At 72.7% G+C, this 20,415-nt stretch carries 17 protein-coding genes; 10 read left to right on the top strand and 7 right to left on the bottom strand.

Annotation, left to right across the window (positions count from 1 at the left end):
• The first annotated feature begins 58 nt into the window (after positions 1-58).
• From LZ495_RS12350 to LZ495_RS12335, 4 genes are all read left to right on the top strand, one after another.
• Positions 59-1,459, top strand: coding sequence for an ABC transporter substrate-binding protein (locus tag LZ495_RS12350; protein WP_235052168.1), 1,401 nt, complete (start codon positions 59-61; stop codon positions 1,457-1,459).
• 285 nt (positions 1,460-1,744) lie between these two features.
• The gene (locus LZ495_RS12345) at positions 1,745-2,734 is read left to right on the top strand and encodes a carbohydrate ABC transporter permease (RefSeq protein WP_372498559.1); all 990 of its coding nucleotides are present in this window, start codon (positions 1,745-1,747) and stop codon (positions 2,732-2,734) included.
• A gap of 11 nt (positions 2,735-2,745) precedes the next feature.
• Entirely contained in the window at positions 2,746-3,639 is an 894-nt protein-coding gene (locus LZ495_RS12340; protein ID WP_235052166.1) for a carbohydrate ABC transporter permease, read from the top strand.
• A 90-nt stretch (positions 3,640-3,729) separates the two neighbouring features.
• Positions 3,730-5,388, top strand: coding sequence for a glycoside hydrolase family 13 protein (locus LZ495_RS12335; protein WP_235052165.1), 1,659 nt, complete (start codon positions 3,730-3,732; stop codon positions 5,386-5,388).
• Between the two features lie 118 nt (positions 5,389-5,506).
• Here LZ495_RS12335 and LZ495_RS12330 read toward each other — a convergent pair whose 3' ends face one another.
• Both LZ495_RS12330 and LZ495_RS12325 read right to left on the bottom strand, forming a co-directional pair.
• The gene (locus LZ495_RS12330; RefSeq protein ID WP_235052164.1) at positions 5,507-6,373 is read right to left on the bottom strand and encodes an SCO6745 family protein; all 867 of its coding nucleotides are present in this window, start codon (positions 6,371-6,373) and stop codon (positions 5,507-5,509) included.
• Positions 6,370-7,908: a DHA2 family efflux MFS transporter permease subunit gene (locus LZ495_RS12325; RefSeq protein WP_235052163.1), complete on the bottom strand. Its 1,539-nt coding sequence runs from the start codon at positions 7,906-7,908 to the stop codon at positions 6,370-6,372. Before LZ495_RS12325 ends, LZ495_RS12330 begins: the two co-directional genes overlap by 4 nt.
• 210 nt (positions 7,909-8,118) lie before the next feature.
• Here LZ495_RS12325 and LZ495_RS12320 point away from each other — a divergent pair, with 210 nt between their 5' ends.
• From LZ495_RS12320 to LZ495_RS12305, 4 genes are all read left to right on the top strand, one after another.
• Positions 8,119-8,607: a winged helix-turn-helix transcriptional regulator gene (locus tag LZ495_RS12320; protein WP_235052162.1), complete on the top strand. Its 489-nt coding sequence runs from the start codon at positions 8,119-8,121 to the stop codon at positions 8,605-8,607.
• Positions 8,608-8,831: 224 nt separating this feature from the next.
• The gene (locus LZ495_RS12315) at positions 8,832-9,260 is read left to right on the top strand and encodes a type II toxin-antitoxin system Rv0910 family toxin (RefSeq protein ID WP_235052161.1); all 429 of its coding nucleotides are present in this window, start codon (positions 8,832-8,834) and stop codon (positions 9,258-9,260) included.
• Positions 9,261-9,522: 262 nt separating this feature from the next.
• Positions 9,523-10,896 carry a M16 family metallopeptidase gene (locus LZ495_RS12310; RefSeq protein WP_235052160.1) on the top strand — a complete coding sequence of 458 codons (1,374 nt, stop codon included), beginning with the start codon at positions 9,523-9,525 and terminating at the stop codon, positions 10,894-10,896.
• Positions 10,893-12,251: a M16 family metallopeptidase gene (locus LZ495_RS12305; RefSeq protein WP_235052159.1), complete on the top strand. Its 1,359-nt coding sequence runs from the start codon at positions 10,893-10,895 to the stop codon at positions 12,249-12,251. Before LZ495_RS12310 ends, LZ495_RS12305 begins: the two co-directional genes overlap by 4 nt.
• Before the next feature lie 31 nt (positions 12,252-12,282).
• On the opposite strand, the gene LZ495_RS12300 is transcribed toward LZ495_RS12305, so the two are convergent.
• Positions 12,283-12,984, bottom strand: coding sequence for a hypothetical protein (locus LZ495_RS12300; protein ID WP_235052158.1), 702 nt, complete (start codon positions 12,982-12,984; stop codon positions 12,283-12,285).
• 29 nt (positions 12,985-13,013) lie between these two features.
• Positions 13,014-13,442, bottom strand: a complete 429-nt coding sequence (locus LZ495_RS12295; protein WP_372498558.1) for an ankyrin repeat domain-containing protein — start codon at positions 13,440-13,442, stop codon at positions 13,014-13,016.
• A gap of 157 nt (positions 13,443-13,599) precedes the next feature.
• Between LZ495_RS12295 and LZ495_RS12290 the strand changes: the two genes are divergently transcribed.
• Entirely contained in the window at positions 13,600-14,265 is a 666-nt protein-coding gene (locus LZ495_RS12290; protein WP_235052157.1) for an O-methyltransferase, read from the top strand.
• A 144-nt stretch (positions 14,266-14,409) separates the two neighbouring features.
• Here LZ495_RS12290 and LZ495_RS12285 read toward each other — a convergent pair whose 3' ends face one another.
• Positions 14,410-17,256, bottom strand: coding sequence for a DUF6493 family protein (locus LZ495_RS12285; protein WP_235052156.1), 2,847 nt, complete (start codon positions 17,254-17,256; stop codon positions 14,410-14,412).
• Positions 17,256-18,668 carry an SWIM zinc finger family protein gene (locus LZ495_RS12280; RefSeq protein WP_235052155.1) on the bottom strand — a complete coding sequence of 471 codons (1,413 nt, stop codon included), beginning with the start codon at positions 18,666-18,668 and terminating at the stop codon, positions 17,256-17,258. Before LZ495_RS12280 ends, LZ495_RS12285 begins: the two co-directional genes overlap by 1 nt.
• Before the next feature lie 522 nt (positions 18,669-19,190).
• Between LZ495_RS12280 and LZ495_RS12275 the strand changes: the two genes are divergently transcribed.
• The gene (locus LZ495_RS12275) at positions 19,191-20,057 is read left to right on the top strand and encodes a Sco1979 family transcriptional regulator (RefSeq protein WP_235052154.1); all 867 of its coding nucleotides are present in this window, start codon (positions 19,191-19,193) and stop codon (positions 20,055-20,057) included.
• 53 nt (positions 20,058-20,110) lie between these two features.
• Here LZ495_RS12275 and LZ495_RS12270 read toward each other — a convergent pair whose 3' ends face one another.
• Positions 20,111-20,347 (bottom strand): DUF397 domain-containing protein, encoded by a 237-nt coding sequence (locus tag LZ495_RS12270; protein ID WP_235052153.1) that lies wholly within the window; start codon positions 20,345-20,347, stop codon positions 20,111-20,113.
• Between the last annotated feature and the right edge of the window lie 68 nt (positions 20,348-20,415).

Below are 20,415 nucleotides of genomic sequence, written 5' to 3'. Positions count from 1 at the left end.
GGCCGGTTCGTGCGCATCTCCGTCTTTGTCAGACCCCCGGGCAGAAGGGCCTCCCCCCATGCGCAGCTCCACCCGGTACCGCAGAACCTCCGCGCTGTTCCTCGCCGCCGGCCTGCTCCTCACCGGCGCCGCGTGCTCCGACGACGACTCCGGGGACAAGGCCGCCGACGCGGGTGCCGCCTCGGGCGGCGGCACCGGTGCGGCCGAGGGCAAGAAGGTCTCGCTCACCGTCAACTGCAAGCCGCCGCGCACCGCGGAGGTCGACCGCAAGCAGTGGGAGCAGGACGTCGCGGCGTTCGAGAAGCTCAATCCGAACATCAAGATCGAGTCGAAGGACGCCTTCCCCTGCTCGGACCCGACGACCTTCGAGGCGAAGCTGTCGGGGAACCAGATGGAAGACCTGTTCTACGTCAACTACACCAACGTGCAGACGGTCCTGGCCCGCGGGGCCGCGGCCGACATCACGCCGTACGCGGAGAAGGTCCTCAAGGACAAGGAGATCCGCCCGGACCTGGTGAAGTTCTTCCAGGACGGCAGCGGCAAGACGTTCGGCATACCGCGCACGAACTACTCGATGGGCCTGGTCTACAACCGGGCGCTGTTCGCCAAGGCCGGCCTCGACCCGGCCAAGCCGCCCGCCACGTGGGACGAAGTCCGGGCGGCCGCCAAGAAGATCGCCGACCTGGGCAACAACACCGTCGGGTACGCCGACTACAGCGCGAGCAACCAGGGCGGCTGGCACTTCGTGGCCGAGCTCTACTCGCGCGGCGGGCAGGCGGTCTCCGCGGACGGCAAGACCGCGACCGTCGACACCGCGGAAGGCCGCGCGGTCCTGCAGACCCTGCACGACATGCGCTGGACCGACAACAGCATGGGCAGCAAGCAGCTGCTGACCATCAACGACGTGCAGCAGATGATGGGCAGCGGCCGGCTGGGCATGTACCTGGCCGCGCCGGACAACATCACGCAGATCGTCAACGAGTTCGGCGGCAAGCTCGCCGACGTGGGCATGGGCCCGATGCCCGACGGCAAGGGCACGCTGGCCGGCGGCGACGGCTACATGTTCAACAAGAAGTGCACCCCCGAGCAGATCGAAGCGGGCCTGAAGTGGCTGGAGTTCCTGGCCCTGACGCCCGGCAAGGGGCTGAACGACTGGGCCCGCGGCAAGCAGGACAAGGAGCCCGTCGGCCTGCCCGAGCCGGCCATCTGGACCGGGGCCGCGGCGAAGTCCAATGACGACCTCAAGGCGCAGAACGCGACGCTCCCGGTGGAGAACTACCAGGCGTTCGTGGCCGCCACCGGGAAGGTCCCGGCGATCGCGGAGCCCGTGCAGGCGCAGCAGATCTACTCGGTCCTCGACGGCGTGGTGTCCAGCGTGCTGACCAAGAAGGACGCCGACATCGCCAAGCTGCTGAGCGAGGCCAACGGCAAGATCACCCAGGTTCTCGGCAAGTCGTAGCCGCAGCCGCCGCCCCGCGCGGCAGCAGCGCCGAGACCGCCGGGTGGACCGGGGGCCCGCCGCTGCCCCGCGGGCGCCCTGGGGGGGGGGGGGGGGGGCGCCCCCCCGCCCCCCCCCCCCCCCCCCCCCCCCGCCCGGCCCGCCTGGGCCGCCTGGGCCGCCTGGGCCGCCCGGCTCACCGTGCGGCCGACCGCCCCCGGTCCCCGCGACCTGGTCCCCCGGCCCCACCGACCGCCACCCGCCATCCGCCGCCGGCCCGTCCGCCGCAGCGAGGGAGTGCCCGCCATGACCAGCACCGCCGTCGGTGCGCCCCGGAAGCCCGGGGAACCCGGAAAGCCGAGAAGGCCCCGGGTGACGTCCGGAGCGGCCGGCCCGTCCGGCCGCAAGCCGTCCGGCAGCCTGCGCCGCAAGATCACCGACAACCTCACGGCCTACGGCTTCCTGGCCGGCGGGCTCGCCTGCTTCGCGCTCTTCTCGTGGTACCCCGCGATCCGCGCGATCCAACTGGCCTTCCAGCGCACCGGCGGGCAGAGCGAGAGCGGCGGGACCGAGTGGGCCGGCTTCGACAACTTCACCACGGTCTTCCGCGACCCGGAGTTCGCCGCCGCGTGGCGCAACACCCTGCAGTTCACGCTGCTGGCGCTGCTCATCGGCTTCGTGGTGCCGTTCCTGCTGGCCCTGCTCATCAACGAGATGCGGCACGCCAAGACGTTCTTCCGGCTCGCGGTCTACCTGCCGGTGATGATCCCGCCGGTGGTCACCGCACTCATGTGGCAGTGGTTCTTCGACCCGGGTCCCGGCCTGTTCAACGAACTGCTGCGGGCCCTGCACCTGCCGACCTCGAACTGGACCAACGGCGAGGACACCGCGATGGTCTCGCTGGTCCTGGTCGCCACGTGGGCCAACCTGGGCGGCACCGTCCTCATCTACCTCGCCGCACTGCAGGGCATACCCGGCGAGCTCTACGAGGCCGCCGAACTCGACGGCGCCAACCTGTGGCAGCGGATCCGGCACGTCACCATCCCGCAGACGCGCTTCGTGATCCTCATGCTGATGCTGCTGCAGATCATCGCCACGATGCAGGTGTTCGTCGAACCCTTCATCATCACCGGCGGCGGACCGGGCGACTCGACCATCACCGTGCTCTACCTCGTCTACAAGTACGCCTTCGTCTACAACAACTACGGGAGCGCCTGCGCGCTGAGCGTGCTCCTGCTGGCCTTCCTCGCCGCCTTCTCCGCGCTCTACCTGCGCCTGACCCGCCACCACGGCTGAGGAGGGCGACGATGGCCGCCAAAGAGACCACGCACGTCCGCACCCTCGTATCGCCGATGCGCCTGCGCACCCGGCGCGGCCGCGCGACCTACTGGACCGTGTTCACGCTGACGGTCGCCGGCTTCACCTTCGCGTTCCTGTTCCCCATCTACTGGATGGTGACCGGCGCGTTCAAATCCCCCGACGAACTCCTCCAGAGCCCGCCCACGTACGTGCCCGAGGAATGGCACGCGGACAACTACTCCGAGGCGTGGAGCCGCATGGACCTGGCGCGCGTGCTGCGCAACACGGTCCTCCAGGCAGGCGGCGCCTGGCTGTTCCAGATCGTGCTGTGCACCGCGGCGGCGTACGCGCTGTCCAAGCTCAAGCCGGTGTTCGGGCAGATCGTGATGGGCGCCATCCTGGCGACCTTGATGGTCCCGGCGTCCGCACTGCTGGTGCCCAAGTACCTGACCGCGGTGGACGTCCCGTTCGTGGGCGCCAACCTGCTCAACACCCCGTGGGCGATCTGGCTGCCCTCGGTCGCGAACGCCTTCAACCTGTACCTGCTGAAGCGGTTCTTCGACCAGCTGCCGAGCGACGTCCTGGAGGCCGCCGCGATCGACGGCGCCGGACCGCTGCGCCGCCTGTGGTACATCGTGCTGCCCATGTCGCGGCCGGTGCTCGGCGTCGTGTCGATCTTCGCGGTGGTCGCGGTTTGGCAGGACTTCCTGTGGCCGCTGCTGGTCTACCCGGACACCGACAAGCAGCCGATCAGCGTCGCGCTCGTGCAGCTCTCCGCGAGCCTCCCGCTGACCTATCTGATCGCGGCCATGGTCATCGCGAGCATCCCCGTGGTCGCCGTCTTCCTCCTCTTCCAGCGGCACATCATCGCCGGCATCAGCGCCGGCGGCGTCAAGGAATAGCCGCCCCTCCCCCGCCCCCGCACATCCCGCAACCCCGCACCGCCGTACGAGGTACGACGTACTGCCGTACAGCCCGAAAGGACACGCGACGTGGCAGAGCACGGCCCGCACAACGCACCGGAGACCCCGTGGTGGCGCAGCGCGGTGATCTACCAGGTCTATCCGCGCAGCTTCGCCGACGGCGACGGCGACGGTACGGGCGACCTGGCCGGGGTCCGGCAGAAGCTGCCGTACTTGGCCGAACTCGGCGTCGACGCGCTGTGGTTCAATCCCTGGTACCCCTCGCCGATGGCGGACGGCGGCTACGACGTGGCCGACTACCGCGGTGTCGCACCGGAGTTCGGCACGCTGGCCGGCGCCGAGAAGCTGATGGCCGACGCACTCGAACTGGGCATCCGGACGATCGTCGACATCGTCCCCAACCACGTGTCGAGCGAGCACCCGTGGTTCCGGGCGGCCGCCGCCGACCCGGCCGCGCCCGAGCGCGAGCTGTTCTGGTTCCGTCCGGGCCGCGGCCCGGACGGCGAACTGCCGCCCAACAACTGGACATCCGAGTTCCACGGGCCGGCCTGGACGCGTACCACGGATCCGGACGGCACCCCCGGCGACTGGTACTTGAACCTCTTCGACTCCCGGCAGCCCGACCTCAACTGGGCGCATCCGGCGGTCCGCGCGGAGCACGAGGACGTGCTGCGCTTCTGGTTCGACCGCGGGGCCTCCGGGGTGCGCATCGACTCGGCGGCCCTGCTGGAGAAGGACCCGGCGCTCCCCGACCTCGTGGGCCCCGCGGGCGCGCCCCAGGAAGGCGGCCACCCGTACATCGACCGCGACGGCCTGCACGCCATCTACCGGTCGTGGCGGCGTATCGCCGACTCGTACCCGGACCCGCGGGTTTTGATCGGCGAGATCTGGCTGCCCGACCACGAGCGCTTCGCCCGCTACCTGCGCAGCGACGAGATCCACACGGCCTTCAACTTCGGCTTCCTGACCTGTCCGTGGGACGCGGACCGGCTGCGCGATTCGATCGAGGAGACGCTCGCCGCGCACGCGCCGGTGTCCGCCCCCGCGACGTGGGTGCTCGCCAACCACGACGTGACGCGCACGGTGACGCGCTACGGACGCGAGGACACCTCCTTCGGGTTCGCCGCGAAGGCCCGCGGAGTGCCGACCGACCTGGAGCTGGGCACCCGGCGGGCGCGGGCCGCGGCGCTGCTGACCCTCGCCCTGCCGGGGGCGGTGTACATCTACCAGGGCGAGGAGTTGGGCCTGCCGGAGGTCGAGGACATCCCGGCCGACCAGCTGCAGGACCCGATGGCGCTGCGCTCGGGAGGCGTGTCGCCGGGGCGGGACGGCTGCCGCGTGCCGCTGCCGTGGTCGGGCGACGCGCCGCCGTACGGATTCGGCCCCGCGGAAAGCGCGGCCCGGCCGTGGCTGCCGCAGCCGGACGACTGGGCGCCGCGTACCGCCGCCGCGCAGGACGGCGACCCGGACTCGATGCTGGAGCTGTACCGCACCGCGATCCGCCTGCGCCGGGCCGAACCCGCGCTCGGCGACGGCACGTTGGCGTGGCTGCCGGACGCCGCTCCGCAGACCCTGGCGTTCCGCCGGGGCGACCGCTTCGCCTGCGTGGTCAATCTGGGGCCGACCCCGGTCGCGCTGCCGCGGCACGATGCGGTGCTCGTCGCCAGTGGGCCGATGGCGGCCGGCGGGGAACTCCCCGCGGACACCGCGGCGTGGCTGCGTATGTGAGGACTCGCGCGGCCGACAGGTGCGCCGCGAGCGCGCGGGGATGCGCGGAAGGCCGTGCGTCGCGACCGGTGATCCCGGTGGCGCGGCGCACGGCCCGTCCTGCCGCCTGCCTCTGCCGTCACGGACGGACGATGCCGACCGGGTTGGGCACCGGGACCGCGTCGGTGTCCATGATGTAGCGGGCCAGCGGCACGGCCAGGTTGACGGCCTCCTCGACGGCGTACTCCCCCAGTGCGCGCAGCGGTGCGGACGCCAGGCGGTTGGTGGCCTCCTCGACCGAGGTGCGCAGCGCCGTGCCGGTGTCGGTGAGGTCGCCCGCGCTGTCCAGGATGCCGCGCCCGATCAGGTCGACCAGGGCCCGCTCCCACTGTGCCTCGGTCCACCCGCGGGTGGTCTGCACGCGCTGCCCGGGGGTGAGCCCGGTGGCAGCGTGCGTGATCGCCGCGTGCAGGCCGTCCAGGCCGTGGTCGACGCAGGCCAGCACGTGGCCGTCGCCGCGGTGCTCGCGCAGGACGGTGGCGGCTCGCCACAGCCGCAGCCTGGCCGAGGCGTCGTCCGGGAGCCGCACGGCGGACCAGGCCGCGGCCAGCGGCCGGCCGCCGAAGTCGCAGTTGCCCACTGCGTGTTCGAGGAGCGTGACGAGGCGCTCCTGGTCGGCCTCGGAGCCGGGCGGCAGCGCGCGCTCCAAGGCCCGGTCGACCGTTTCGAGCTGCGTGGCGAGGACCTTCTCGGGCGGCGCGAACGCCCACGCGTCGGGCAGCGCGCGCTGCACGCGGTCGGGCGCGAAGCCGAAGAACATCGCGGTCACCGCCTCGGGGCCCACCGCGCCGAGGGGCGCGGCGCGGCCCGCGAAGTAGCCCATGAACCAGCCCTTCAGCCCGATCGCCTTGGCGCCCTCGGCGACCTCGGGGGCGAAGTAGACCAGGGCGTGCAGGGGTTCGATGCCCGCCCACAGGCGCCGGGCCGGATGGGTCTCGAACGTCATGTCGCTTTCCCCGTCTTCCGCGAGGCCGCTCGGTCCGCGGTCTCTGCTGCGTCGGCGCTGTCCGCCGGGTGGTGCGCCCCTGCACCGTACGCCGGTACGCCGGCGGCGGGCAGACCGGCCGCGGACGGCGCCGCGGGCGGGCCCTGCGGCCCCTGCGGTGCCTGCGGTCCGCGCGGCACGAGGAGCAGCGCGGCAAGTGCGGCGGCCAGCGAGGATCCGGCGAGCAGGTACCAGGCGCGGGCGAAGCCGCCGGCCGGGTCCCCGGCCGCCCCGGCTCCGGTGCCGAGCAGCAGGACGGTCAGCGAGACCCCCAGTACCGCGCCGAGTTGGCGGAGCATGGTGACGACCGCCGAGCCGGTCGCGGCGTGTTCCTGCGGCACCGCGGTGGCCGCGGCGGCGACCAGGGTGGGCAGCATCATGCCGACCCCGACGCCGGTCAGCGCCATGCCGGGCAGCAGCGCCGCGGCGTAGGAGGCACCCGGATCGAGCAGCAGCGCCCACCACAGCGTCCCGGCGGCGAAGACCGTGCCGCCGATCGCGGCGAGCAGGCCGGGGCCGATGCGCGCCACCAGGCCGCCGGCCAGGATCGCGGTCGGCGGGACGAGCAGCGGGCCGGGGGCGATCGCCAGGCCGGTGCGCAGCGCGGACCAGTCCCATACCCCTTGGCACCACAGCACGATGGAGAGCAGCATCCCGGCGAAGGCGAGGCCGAAGAGCACGGACGCGAGACCGGCCACGCTGAACGCCCTGATCCGGAGCAGCGCCGGGGCCACGACGGGCCGCGGGTGCCGGGCCGTGCGGTACGCGAACCCGGCGGCGGCCAGGACCGCCACGGCCCAGGCGGCCAGCGTCCGGCCGCCGGCCCAGCCCCAGTCCTCGGCCTTGACCAGGCCCAGGGCGAGAGCACCGATCCCGGACGCGAGCAGTGCTGCGCCGAGCAGGTCGGGCAGCGGCTCGCGCGCCGCGGCCGGCCCCCGCGGGAGTACGCGTATGCCGACCACGACGGCCAGCACCCCGACCGGGACGTTGACCAGGAACACCCAGCGCCAGCCGGACGCGACGAGCAGCCCGCCGAGCACCGGTCCCAGCGCCGCGGCCAAGCCGCCGAGCGCGGTCCACACGCGCACCACCGCGGCGCGCTTCTCGGGCGGGTAGGCCGACATGAGCAGGCCGAGCGAGGCGGGCATCAGCAGGGCCGCACCGGCGGCCTGCAGGAGCCGCGCGCCGACCAGCCACGCGACACCGGGCGCCGCGGCGCAGAGTGCGGATGCGAGCGTGAACAGCACGGTGCCGCGCAGGAACGCGGCCCGGTGCCCGCTGCGGTCGGCCAGCCGGCCGGCCGGGACGAGCAGGGCCGCGAAGACCACCGCGTAGCCGTTGAGGACCCACGAAAGGTCGGCGAGGTCCGCACCGGACCACGTACGGGCCATGGCCGGTACGGCGACGTTGACGATGAAGAGGTCGAGGTTGACGAGCACGACCCCGGCGCAGACGACCGCCGCAATGACCGTCCGCCCCCGTGCCGTTCCCGGCACTTCGGCTCCAGTGGCTCCGGTTCCTTCGGGTGCGGCGGAGTGTCCCGCTCCCGCGGCGACTTGGTCAGGTGGCATTTGTCGGTCCCCTCCCCAGGTGGCGCGCACGCGGCTGCGCCCCGGTCCGTGCATCGAGTGAGTTGCATGAAAGAACTCAGGCGTCGCCATGCTGGCCGAAGTGAGTCCTTTGACGCAACCCACTAGGCTGGCCGCATGCGCCGCAAGAGCTTCGAAGACATGCCCTGCTCGGTCGCCCAGTTCCTCGAGGTGGCCGGCGAGTGGTGGAGCATGCTCGTGGTCCGCGATGCGTTCCTCGGCGTCACGCGCTTCGACGACTTCCAGAGCCGGCTCGGCATTTCCCGCAACGTCCTGGCCCAGCGCCTGGAGCACCTGACCGCGCACGGCGTGCTGGAGCGGCGCCCCTACCAGGACAACCCCGTCCGGTACGACTACCGGCTGACCGACAAGGGCCGCGCGATGTGGCCGGTGCTCAATGCGATGCGCGAGTGGGGCGATGCCTGGGCCGCCCCCGACGGCCCTCCGCTCGTGGTCGTGCACAAGGCCTGCGGGCACCCCGTCGACACCGTCACGACCTGCGGGCACTGCGGCGAGCCGGTGGGTCCCGGGCGCGTCTCCGCGGCCTCCGGGCCCGGCGATCCGGACCGCGTCCTCATGCCGCCCGGCGCCCGCGCGGGCGGCTGACCTGCGGCCGCGCGGCGGCCGTCACTTTCCGTCCGAACCCGGACGCAGACACCATTGACTGTGCCAAATATCGGCGATAGCTTCGCGGCACCCGGTTCCGGCGGGGACGACCGCGCGCGCAGGTACGTGCCCAGGACTCCCCGGCGCCCAAGCAGCACCCGTGAACTGCGATAACCGCACGCAGCAGCCCGCCCGCCCGCGTGCCGAGCAGAAGGACCATGCGCATGCCTGTCATCAACGAGCAGATCGAGATCGCCGCCGCCCCCGAGGCGGTCTGGGCCCAGCTGATCAAGTTCGAAGACTTCCCCAAGTGGATGGTCCCCCACGTCGAGTTCCCGGCCGGCGGTCCCGAGAAGCTCGAGGCCGGCGTCGAGTACGACGAGAAGATGAAGATGATGGGCTTCCCGGCCGACATCAAGTGGACGATCAAGAACGTCGAGGCCGGCGTCCGCATCGACCTCGAGGGCAAGGGCCCGATGGGCGTCGGCATGACCGAGTCCTTCATCGTCGAGGCCAACGGCGAGGGCACCCTCTTCAAGATCGACTCCGAGGTCAAGGGCGGCGCGGTCTCGATGATGGCCGGCAAGGTCACCAAGGCCACCCAGGAGGCCCTGGTCGAGTCGCTGGGCAAGTTCCAGGCGCTGTTCGCCTGACCGCCCGGCCCGCCGGCCCGATCCCCGGCCGGCCCCGGCGCCTTCGGGCCGCCGCACGCAGCTGATCCCGGGCCCGGGACGTCCGCCACTCGGCGGCGTCCCGGGCCCGCGGCCGTTCCCGGGCGGCCGGGCGGTCCATGTCCCGCACCGCAGTCACCGCCACCTGTGATACTTGGCCGACCGTCATCCATCGCCATCCGAGGTGGGCCGTCGGTACGGGGCGCGGTGCCGCGTACCGGGCGTCCCGGGGAGGGACCCGCCGATGCCCGCCGCATTCCCCTGGCCGATCCACCAGACGACGCTGGCCAACGGCCTTCGCGTGGTCGTCGCCCCGGACCCGTCGGTGCCGCTGGCCGCGGTCAACCTCTGGTACGACGTCGGCGCCCGGCACGAGCCGCCCGGCAAGCACGGGTTCGCGCACCTCTTCGAGCACCTGATGTTCGAGGGCTCCGCGCACGTGGCCAAGAGCGAGCACTTCGCGCTGATCCAGGCCTGCGGCGGCGACGCGATCAACGCGTCCACCAACCCGGACCGCACGAACTACTACCAGACCGTGCCGTCCGGCCGGCTCGAACTCGCGCTGTGGCTCGAGGCGGACCGCATGGGCTCGCTCGCGCTCACCCAGGAGACCCTGGACAACCAGCGCGACGTGGTCAAGAACGAGCGCCGGCAGCGCTACGACAACGTGCCGTACGGCCGCTGGACCGAGGTCATGGTCGGCCTCGCCTACCCCGAAGGCCATCCGTACGCGCACTCCACGATCGGCTCGATGGCCGAGCTGGACAGTGCCTCGCTGGCCGACTTCACCGAGTTCCACGCCACCTACTACGCGCCCGACAATGCCGTGCTCACCGTCGTCGGCGACGTCGACCCGGACAACGTCGTGGCGCTGGCCGAGCGCTACTTCGGCCGGCTCACCGCGCGCGGCTCCTTCCCGGCCCCGCAACCGGAGCCGCTGCCCCGGCAGTTCGGCGCGCCGTGCGCGGTCACCCTGGCCGAGGACGTCCCGGTGCCGCGCGCGTTCCTGTGCCACCGCGGCCCCGCGTGGGGATCCGCGGACTTCCCGGCCGCCGAGATCCTCACCACCGTGCTGGGCCGCGGCCGCGGCTCGCGGCTCTACCGCGCGCTCGTCACCGACCGCCGCCTCGCGCAGGCCGAGGGCGGGTTCATGGCCGCGTGGGGGCTGATGCACTACCCGTCGATGGTGATGGGCGCGTGTGCGCCGCGCGAAGGGATCGCCGCCGAGGACGTGGTCGCCGCGTACGTCGAGGTCTGCGACGAGGCCGCGCAGGGCGGCGTCACCGCGGCCGAACTGGACCGGGCCCGGGCCATGTTGACCGCGGACTGGCTGCGCGAGCTGGCCACCGTCAACAGCCGCGCGGACGCACTCGGCCAGTACGCGACCCGGTTCGGCGACGCCGAGCACATCCGGTCCCGGATCGAGCTGCTGGACGCGGTGACCGAGGAGGACGTGCTGCGGGTGGCCGCCGAAACGTTCCGCGCCGACAACCGGATCGTGCTCACCTACCTGCCCGAGGCCGCCGCCGACGCGGCACCGCCGGAGCCCGCCGGCACCGAAGACCCCGCCGATTCCGCCGACTCCGCCGACTCCGCCGAGGAAGAGGACGCCGCATGACCGCCGAGCAACTGGTCGCCGAGCGCCCGGAGGGCACCGCGCCGCGCCCGTACGTCTTCCCCGAGGTGCGCCGGCTGCGCGTGGCGGGCGGCGAGATCGTCGCCGCGCACCTGCCCGGCCGGACGATGGCCTGGGCCGGGCTCCTGCTGGAGGCCGGGGTGCTGCACGAGCCGGCCGGCCTGGGCGGCCTCGCCCGGGTGACCGGCGGCCTGCTGGACGAGGGCACCGCGCACTACACCGCCGACGAATTCGGGCTCGCCGTCGAGGGCCTGGGGGCGCGCTGGACCTGGACGCACGACTGGGAGACGCAGGGCATCGGCATCGACGTGCCGGTGGCCCGGCTCGGACCGGCCGTCGACCTGCTCGCCGAGGCGGTGCGCCGCCCGGCGTTCACGGACGCCGACGTCGAGCGCTTCCTCGCCGACGTGGCCAGCTCCCTCAAGCAGTCCTGGGCGCAGCCCGGCACCCGCGCGCAACAGGCCTACCGGGAGGCGCTGTTCGGGGCAGGCAGCCGCTACGGGCAGCTGCTCGACGGGACCCCGTCCAGCAACGCCCGGGTCACCGCGGACGACATCCGCGCCTTCCACGCGCGGCGCATGACCGCACCCGGCACGCTGCTGGTGGCCGCCGACCTGGACGCCGTCGACCTGGCGGCGCTGGGCGAGGCCGTCTTCGCGGGGGCATCCGGTCCGGACGGCCGTGCGGAGGCGCCGCCCGCCGCGCAGGACCCGTCCGGCGTACGCGTGCTGCTCGTGGACCGGCCGGGCGCCGTGCAGTCGGTGCTGCGCATCGGGCACACCGCGCCGCCGCGGTCGACGCCCGACCTGGTGGCGATCGACCTGTTCGCGGAGATCCTGGGCGGCTCGTTCACGTCGCGGCTGAACCACCGGCTGCGCGAGGTGAAGGGCTACACGTACGGCGCGGGTGCCTCGTTCGCGCACGGCCGCCGGATCGGCACCTTCACGATGGCGTCCTCGGTGCACACCGAGGTCACCGCGGATGCCGTCGCGGACGCCCTCGCCGAGATCCGCCGCATGCAGGAAGGCGGCGTCACCGCGGAGGAGTTCGAGACGACGCGGGCGCACGCGCTGGGCAGCATGCCGATCCGGCTGCAGACCCCGCGGGGCATCGGCGCGCGGCTGCGCGAAGCGGTGGTGCACGGGCTGCCGGACGACCATGTCACGCGCGAGTACGCCGAGATCGTGGCGGCCGAGCCTGCCGCCGCGGACCGGGCGGCAGCCACCTACCTGCGGCCGGATGCGCTGACCGTGGTCGTCGAGGGCGATGCGGAAAAGGTGCGGGCTGGGCTGGACGCCGCGGGCTTCGAGGTGCTGGCGGTGGATCCGCAGGACTGAGGCGGACGTGCCCCGGACGGCTCGCCGCGGGCTATTCGCCCGGCGCGTTGCGCACGTACTGCTGGCGGTAGGCGCTCCAGACCGCCGGGCCCAGATCGTGCGTGACGCTCGGCGGCAAGGGCCAGATGGGTCCTTGGAGTTCGCAGAGCACGATGTGGCGGTCGCGGCCTGCGTCGAACCAGCGGATGCCGACCGAGCCGGGGGCGGGCAGCAGCGCGGGCACGGCTTCGTCGTGCAGCCACCGCGCCACGTTGTCCGCTTCGCCCTGCACGGCCAGGTGCAGCAGCTTGTCGCCGGCCGGGAAGAGGCGCGCGATGGACACCGCGGGCCACCGCCACCGCTCGCGGCACACCAGCCTGCTTCCGGTGAGCTCGGCGACGAGTTCGGGCGGCACGGCGCTGCCGGTCGACGCGAGGCCCCGGAACCCGGGGGTGTCCAGCACCCCCGGGTGCTTCAGGTCGTACAGCGTCAGGAAGCGGGCGGGGTCCGGGAATTCCGCGTCGTCCGCGAGCCCGCCCGGCTCACCGGACGCGAACGCCCCGGCCAGTTCGAAGCGCCGCACCCGCCGGACGCCCGGGACGCGCAGCACCAGGCCGTGGTACCGGTCGCTCCACGGGGTGAAGGAGCCGTCGGTCGCCACCGGCAGATCCGAGCGCACGTGCAGCAGCCCGGCCCCGAACTCGAACCGTGCGAGAGACTCCCACGTGCCCGATCCGCCGCTGCCCATGGCCATCCGCCTCCGCCTCGTCGGCGCAGCGGTACCTACCCGGCGGGGCGGGAAAGCATGTCCTCTTTGCCGAACATCCGGGCCGTGTCGGCCGCCGACGGGGTACCCGCGTGCGGGTCGGCGCCGGCTGCCAGGAGCGCCTGGGCGATCTCCTTCTCGTTCTTGAACACCGCGCCGGCCAGCGGGGTCTGGCCGCGGTCGTTGGCCCGGTCGACGTCCGCGCCGCGCTTGATCAGCACCTCGACGGCGGCCAGGTGGCCGTTGTACGCGGCGAGCATGAGCAGCGTGTGGCCGGCCTCGTTCGCCAGGTCGACGGGCAGCCCGGCGTCCACGTAGCTGGCCAGCATCTCGGCGTCCCCGCTGCGCGCAGCGCCGAAGACGCGGCCGGCCAGCTCCTGCATGGCGGCCTCGTCCGCGTCGGCGCCCTCGGGGGTGAGATTGCCGGGTCCGGTCCGGTCGGTCATCGGTGGCTCCCTGCTGTTCGGTGCGTGGTCTCTCCGGGCGGCAACCCGGCCCTGCGGTCATGCATTCCACGGCCATCTTCGCCGACGCGCTGCGCGGGGCCGCCCGGCGACCCGGCCCGGCTGGCAGGATCGGTGCCGAGTACCCGAAAGGAGCCCCATGGCGCCGTCGAAGACCGTCGCGATCACGGACGACCTCTACTCCTACATTCTCGATCATTCGACGCCACCCGATGAGGTCCAGCAGGACCTGATCGAGCAGACCCACGCGCTCGGCCGCACCGCCACCATGCAGATCCCGCCGGAGCAGGGCACCTTGCTCACGCTGCTGACCCGGCTGGTCGCCCCGCGCTTCGCGGTCGAGATCGGGACGTTCACCGGCTACTCGGCGCTCGCCATCGCCCGCGGGCTGCCGGACGGCGGCCGGCTGCTGTGCTGCGACGTGTCGGAGGAGTGGACGAACGTGGCCCGGCAGGCCTGGCTCAAGGCCGGTGTCACCGACCGCATCGAGCTGCGCATCGGCCCCGCCCTGGAGACGCTCGACGCGCTGCCTTCCCACCCGCACATCGACCTGGCGTTCGTGGACGCGAACAAGGACGGCTACGTCGCGTATTGGGAGGCGCTCATTCCGCGCATGCGGCCGGGCGGCCTGGTGCTGGCCGACAACGTGCTCTACAGCGGCCAGGTCGTCGACCCGGCGCGCAGCGGCGCGGCCGCCGAGATCCACCGCTTCAACGAGCACGTCCGCGCCGACCGCCGGGTCGAGTCGGTGCTGCTGCCGGTGGCCGACGGCCTGACCTTGGCCCGCGTCCGCGACGAGGCCTGACGGCCGCCCAGGGCCGCAGCCCGCAGTCGGGCGCCGATCTCCGGTTCCTGTCCGCGCTCGCATACGTCGGCAGCCCGCTCGTCCCCGCCGCAGGTTCGGCGGGGACGAGCGGGCCCGGGATCGCTCTTGCGTCCGCGTCGGCATTCAGGCGGTCGGTGCCCCCAGGACCTGGTGGAGCCTTCGGGCCGCGGTCACCGCGCGCGAGCTGCCCTTGGCTGCCGCGAACTGCGCCAGGCCCGCAACGGTGCCGGAACCGTGCGTGCGCGACGCGCAGTCCGCGGCCAGGCCCAGCAAGTCCCCCAGCACCGCGTTCGGGCGGGTGCCGGCCGGGACGCAGTCGCCGCCCGGGATCAGCTCCGGCAGCAGCCCCGTCATCAGCTGCCACGTCGCCGCGTACGCGCCCGCCCCGACGACCTGCTTGAGCGAATCCGCCAGGCGGTTGGGCTTCACGAGGCCGGTGTGGATCAGGCCGGCCAGCGTGCGGCCCAGTTCGAAGGCGTCCCACGTCCCGTCGTCGCGGGCGGCGAGGGTGAGGTAGGCGTCGGCGGCGTACGCACGATCCTCGGGAGTCCGCGCCCCGAGGCCGTAGGCGAGCGCCAGCCGCATGCCGGGCCCGATCGGGCCGTCGGCCTCGGCCAGCAGCGGCAGGATCTCGGCGCCGCCCGAGTCATTCTCGGCCGCAAGGGCCAGCGGCATCACCGCCCACGCGGCGACCACGTCGCGGTGCGCGGGCGCCAGCAGCGCCCAGGACGCGACGTCGTCCTGGCATGTCCACCAGTCCGCAGCCCTATTGGCCTCGACCGGATTCGCCAACGCGCACAGCGCCGGTGCCAGGACACCGTTCTCGAACGCGGCCGGCGCCCCGGCAATCACGGCAAGCCCCCGGGCGTCGGCGTATTGGCGCTCGGACCACGTCGCGTCCTCGGTACCTCGCAGAGGGCGCGGTCGCGGCAGCGGATACAAGGAGATGTCGGGTGCCGCCATCCCGCCTGCCGCCAGGACCTCCGCGGCCCACTTCCCGGCCTTGGACCCCAGCTTGTCCGCTCGGGCCACGACGTCCGGGTCGATGTCCCGGGGCAGCCGCAGCAGGGCCTGTTCGAGGTCGCAGGGCCACGGGACGCGCCCGGCGGCCTCGTACTCCTCCAGCCCGTCGACCAGCGCGGCCGGGTCGACGCAGCCGGACGCGGTCGCCGGGCGGGCGAGGTACGGATCGCCGCTCGCATGCGGGGTGCGGAGGCGCCGGGCCACCTCGTACAGGCGGCTCAGCAGCGCACGCTGCGGTCCGACGGTCGACTTGTCGAACGCCGGGGTGCCGTCGTCGCCGAGCAACCTGCGGAACCAGCCTTTGCGTTCCTCTTCCTGGCAGACCGCGGCGACCATGGCGTGGACGGAATCCTCGGTCTCGAAGACGGCCGAACCGCGCCAGGTGACCCGGGCCGTGACCTCGTAGCGCTCGGCCACCGGTGCGAGTGCGGACACCAGGGCTTCGCGGTCCCGGGCCGACTCGCGCAGCAGCGCGTCCACCACCCGCTCCAGTGCCCAAGGATCGACCGGGACGTCCGCGCCGGACCAGCCGCGGGAGCGGGCCGCGGAGAGCAGCGCGGCGATCTCCTCGGCGAGTTCGGCGGCCGACCCGATCTCGGGCGGGAGTTCGCGCGGGACGAAAGGCGGGAGGACGAACCCGTCGTCCTCCGGCGGCATCGCCGACGGGTCCTCGCCGAGCAAATCCGCGGCCTGGCTGCGCGCAGGCTCCCCCAACGTGTCCAGGGCAGCCCGCAGTTCGGCCCGGACGTGCATCGCCTGGGGCTCGGCCAGCTTGGGCAGGTGCTTCGCGAACGACTTCATGGCCCGCTCGTCCATTTCGCCGTCGCCCTGGGCGAAGACGGTGGCCGCGGCCGCGAGGAGTTCCCCTGCATGGTCCGCGTGCTGCCTCACCGCCTTGTCGAGCCAGGTGAACTGCGTGCGGACCAACTTCTTCTCGGGCCGGAAAAGCACCGACCGGGTGGCCTCGGCGACCTGCTCGGCGGTCAGCCGTCCCGCCTCGTCCAGGCGCCGCAACTTGGCCTGTGCCAAAGCCGCGACGACGCCGAGCGCATCAGGGAGGAGGCGCAGCAGCACGCCCGTCCGCTCGGCGGCTTCGTCGTCGGTCATGTCGAGGGCGAGCAGGACGCCGAGGAACCCGCGGACGTCGGGTGCGGGGCCGCCGCGGAGCAGCCGCGACAGCACGGTGTCCAGCAGAGAGCCGCGCGGCACCAGTCCCGCATCGGAGACGGCCCGCAGGGCCTTGGGCCAACTGCGTCCGGGGTGAGTCTCCTCCCAGGAGGAGGTGGCTCCTATCCGGCGGCCGAGGACGTCTGCCGTGAACAGGCGCGGCACCATGACCGGGGTATAGGGGTCGGCGGTCATCTTGTACGCCAGGGAGTCGTTGGCGCTGTCGCGTTCGAGGGCGGTGAGCCAGCCGATGGTGTAGCCGTCCCCCTCCGCGGGGCCCAGTCCGAGTTCCCGGCACAAGTCGTCGACGACCTGCCAGTCCTCCGTCGTCGTGGTGTCGCCGAGGCGGCCGGCAAGCCGCTCGGCGATGTCCGGCAGCCATTCGGCAGGACGCAGGGCGAGTGCGGCGGCGATGTGCTTGCGCGGGTTCGACTGCCCACCCCAGCGGAAGTCGGCGCGCAGGAGCCACTGGACGATGCCGGCCGGTCCGCCGAGGCAGGCCGCGCCGCAGACCTTGAGGAGGGTGCGGCGCTTGGCGCGGCGCTGCCAGTCGGAGTCCCAGGGTTCCTGGCGCAGGTCTTTGGCGGCGGCCTTGAGGACCGGGGCCAGTGCGCGCCGCTCGGTCTCGCCGTATTGTCCGATCAGCGCGACGGCGCCGCCGATTCCGGACGTCCGGGCGGCTTCTTGCAGGGCCTCCCAAGTGAGTTCGGGCCTGCCCCCGCTCGTGTCCGTCGTCTTCGTCATGGCGGTCGTGGCGGTCGTGTGGATCGTGTCGCTCATCAGGCGTCCTCGGCCTCGGCACCAAGCTGCGCGGGAACGGCAGGTGCAGCAGCGGCAGCTGCGGGCTGCGTGCGCCTCCGTACTATCTGTGCGGCGAGTACATGCTTGCAGGGCCCGCGTCCGCCGCGGTGCTTGGCCCACCATTCGCAGGTGCACGAGCCGTCTCCGGCGAGGCGCACTTGATAGGTCGTGGGGCCGCTCACGACGCGGGCCGCCGCCGTGCCGTCCGGCAGCACGCAGCCGTCGTCGACCAGGGCGTGCGCGCCGCGCAGGCGCGGGTTCATGCGCTCGGCTTTGCCGGTGTCGTACGGGAGTTCCCGGTGGAAGTAGGCGGCCTCGGAGACGTCGTAGCCGATCCGCCCCGAGGTGCCCAGGCGTGCCAGTGCGGCCCGTACCCGCTCGGCGGTCAGGCCCGCATCGCGCGCGAGGTCGCCGACGTCGATGCGCGGTTCCCAGGCGAGCAGTGCGGAGACCAGGTCGGCGTCGGCGGCCGCCTCGTCGGTGGCCAGGTCGCCGAGGACCGCGCCTTCGCCGGAGAAGCCGCGGGTGGCGTCAGGCGAGAGGGTGAGCGTCAGGCGCATGCCGGGGAGTTCGACCTCCCACGCGGAGGCGGCCGGTCCGGCCGCGGCGCCGACGGGCGGGCCGTACACACGAAGTGCCTTGGCGTGCCGCAGGACGCGGGCCAGGGCGCGCAGCCGGTCCGGGCCCGCGATGCAGACCGCGCCGGCGGACGGGCCGGGGGCGGTGCGCAGCGTACGGCCCTGCGGGCGGACCCACAGCGTCTGCCGGGTGTTCCTCGGCAGCGAGCGCAGGAAGCGGACGGCTTCCACGGCGGTGAGTTCGGCGCGCAGGTCGAAGCGGGCGGCGATCACCTGGACCTCGGCGAAGCCGCGCAGCCAGCGGTCGGGCAGCGGCACCTTCTTCTCCACCACCGGGCCGTCGAAGGTGGTGACGGTGACGTCGTCGGGGCCGACGGCCATGTGCAGCGGGTCGCTTCCGCCGACCATGGCGAGGGCTTCGCGCAGCGGCGCGTTCACGTCGACGTTGGTGGTGCCGGTGCCGAGCATGTCGCCGTCGATGCCGGCCGGCAGCACGTCCAGGCGGGCGTACACGCCGCCGCAGCCGCTGAACGACTCGAAGCGCAGCCGGTCGCCGCTGCCGGTCACCACGGGGTCGAGCGAAGCGCGGCGCAGCGGCTGCCAGTAGCGCGTGGCGGCGACATCGGCGACCGCGAGGAGGCTGCCGGCCGCGGCCTCAGGGGCGGTGAGGAATCCGGCGAAGAAGCGTGGGAACGGCGCGAGTCCGTGCGACGTGAGCCCGCCGCTCGTCTCGAGGGCGAGCGACGGCCCGCCCGCGCCGGTGTGCAGTGCCGAGGACCGCAGATAAGTGAAGGAGTACACGCTGGACGACATGCCCGGCAACGTAGGGCCGCGGTCCGACAGATGACCGGACGGATGGCCGGCGGACGACCAAACGGATCATCGGACGGAACACCCGGCGATCTCCGGGCGATCTCCGGACGGATCACCACCGGAGCCGTCGCACGTTTGATCCACCGGCTATTTCCGTCAGGTCACACGTGTGGTTACCGGCGGGCGGCTCGCGGTACGGTGTCGGCTTGCGGCTGCGCGCCGTGGTGGGGAATTCGCGGGGTGGGCCCGGGTGGACGGGGCTCGGCAGTCCGTTCCGCACATGTCCGCAGGGGATCGACATGCGTTCACGTTTGTCCGGCACAACCTTTGCAGGCCCTTGCGGGTCTCACAGTCCGGTACGCACCAGTCCACAGTCCGACACACCGTCAGCTCCGTGATCCCGCACGGTGATCCAGGTACGTAGCAAGATGGCGTGAAGCAACCGATGGTTCAGCGTTTCGGGGACACGCGAGATGGCGCTGTCATACTATGCGCTGGTCCATTCTGCCGGAGGTAGGACGTATGCCCACAGCGCAGCCGGGGAGCGGCTCGACGGTTCGCCGTATTCTCCTCGGTTCCCAGCTCCGCCGACTCCGCGAGGCCAAAGGCATTTCGCGCGAGGAGGCTGGGTATGAGATCCGCGCCTCCGAATCGAAGATCAGTCGAATGGAGCTGGGCCGTGTCAGCTTCAAAGACCGCGATGTGGCGGACCTGCTGACGATGTACGGCGTGACGGACGAGACGGAGCGTGAAGCTCTGCTGAACCTTACCCGGGAGGCGAACGCCACGGGCTGGTGGCACAGTTACGGTGACATCCTGCCGAGCTGGTTCCAGGTGTACGTCGGCCTGGAGGAAGCGGCGTCGGTCATCCGTACCTACGAAGTGCAATTCGTACCGGGCCTGTTGCAGACCGCGGACTACGCCCGGGCGGTCATCGTCGCAGGCCAGCCGACCGCGACCCCGGCCGAGGTGGAGCGCCGCGTGGGCCTGCGGACCCAGCGCCAGCTCATCCTGGACCGGGACAAGCCGCCGCGGCTCTGGGCGGTGCTGGACGAGGCGGCGCTGCGCCGGCCGATAGGGGGCCGCGACGTCATGCGCGGCCAGATCCAGCATCTGATCGACTCGGCGGCCGATCCGCACGTGACGATCCAGGTGATGCCGTTCCGGTTCGGCGCGCATGCCGCCGAGGGCGGGCCGTTCACCTTGCTGCGGTTCCCGGAGCCGGACCTGCCCGACGTGGTCTACCTCGAGCAGCTGACCAGTGCGCTCTACCTGGACAAGCGCGACGACGTCGACCAGTACACCGAGGTGATGGAGCGGCTGAGCGTCGACGGCCTGCCGCCCGATCGCAGCGTCGACCTGCTGGCCAGGATCCTCAAGGAGACCTGACAGGCGCGGGCCGCACCGGATTTCCTCCGGCGCGGCCCTTGGTCGTTCCGGGGTCAGGCGATGAGGTTGTCGAAATCGCCGTCCTTGGCGCCCAGGATGAGCGCGACGATCTCGGCGCGGGTGTAGATGAGGGCGGGCCCTTCCGGGAACCGCGAGTTGCGCACGGCTATGTCCCCGTCGGGCAGCGCGGCCATCTCGACGCAGTTGCCCTGCGAGTTGCTGCGCCGGCTCTTCTGCCACGTCACCCCGTGCAAAGACCCGGCCGGCATCCCGTTGTGCGTTCCGTGCATGACATGTCTCCTGGACCTCTTGCCGGGCGAACCGGCGACGATTGCCCACCCCCGGTGGTACGACCTGT

The sequence above is a fragment of the Yinghuangia soli genome, assembly GCF_021502675.1.
Classification (GTDB): Bacteria; Actinomycetota; Actinomycetes; order Streptomycetales; family Streptomycetaceae; genus Yinghuangia; species Yinghuangia soli.
The sequence above is the reverse complement of the archived record's forward strand: the minus strand, read 5'-3'. Positions and strand labels throughout refer to the sequence as shown.

Excerpts from the sequence above, each read along its gene's own strand:
- LZ495_RS12295 (WP_372498558.1), bottom strand. The coding sequence starts at position 13,442 with ATGACCGACCGGACCGGACCCGGCAATCTCACCCCCGAGGGCGCCGAC.
- LZ495_RS12310 (WP_235052160.1), top strand. The coding sequence starts at position 9,523 with ATGCCCGCCGCATTCCCCTGGCCGATCCACCAGACGACGCTGGCCAAC.
- LZ495_RS12305 (WP_235052159.1), top strand. The coding sequence starts at position 10,893 with ATGACCGCCGAGCAACTGGTCGCCGAGCGCCCGGAGGGCACCGCGCCG.
- LZ495_RS12340 (WP_235052166.1), top strand. The coding sequence starts at position 2,746 with ATGGCCGCCAAAGAGACCACGCACGTCCGCACCCTCGTATCGCCGATG.
- LZ495_RS12320 (WP_235052162.1), top strand. The coding sequence starts at position 8,119 with ATGCGCCGCAAGAGCTTCGAAGACATGCCCTGCTCGGTCGCCCAGTTC.
- LZ495_RS12270 (WP_235052153.1), bottom strand. The coding sequence starts at position 20,347 with ATGCACGGAACGCACAACGGGATGCCGGCCGGGTCTTTGCACGGGGTG.
- LZ495_RS12350 (WP_235052168.1), top strand. The coding sequence starts at position 59 with ATGCGCAGCTCCACCCGGTACCGCAGAACCTCCGCGCTGTTCCTCGCC.
- LZ495_RS12330 (WP_235052164.1), bottom strand. The coding sequence starts at position 6,373 with ATGACGTTCGAGACCCATCCGGCCCGGCGCCTGTGGGCGGGCATCGAA.
- LZ495_RS12275 (WP_235052154.1), top strand. The coding sequence starts at position 19,191 with ATGCCCACAGCGCAGCCGGGGAGCGGCTCGACGGTTCGCCGTATTCTC.
- LZ495_RS12285 (WP_235052156.1), bottom strand. The coding sequence starts at position 17,256 with ATGAGCGACACGATCCACACGACCGCCACGACCGCCATGACGAAGACG.
- LZ495_RS12345 (WP_372498559.1), top strand. The coding sequence starts at position 1,745 with ATGACCAGCACCGCCGTCGGTGCGCCCCGGAAGCCCGGGGAACCCGGA.
- LZ495_RS12300 (WP_235052158.1), bottom strand. The coding sequence starts at position 12,984 with ATGGCCATGGGCAGCGGCGGATCGGGCACGTGGGAGTCTCTCGCACGG.
- LZ495_RS12315 (WP_235052161.1), top strand. The coding sequence starts at position 8,832 with ATGCCTGTCATCAACGAGCAGATCGAGATCGCCGCCGCCCCCGAGGCG.
- LZ495_RS12280 (WP_235052155.1), bottom strand. The coding sequence starts at position 18,668 with ATGTCGTCCAGCGTGTACTCCTTCACTTATCTGCGGTCCTCGGCACTG.
- LZ495_RS12290 (WP_235052157.1), top strand. The coding sequence starts at position 13,600 with ATGGCGCCGTCGAAGACCGTCGCGATCACGGACGACCTCTACTCCTAC.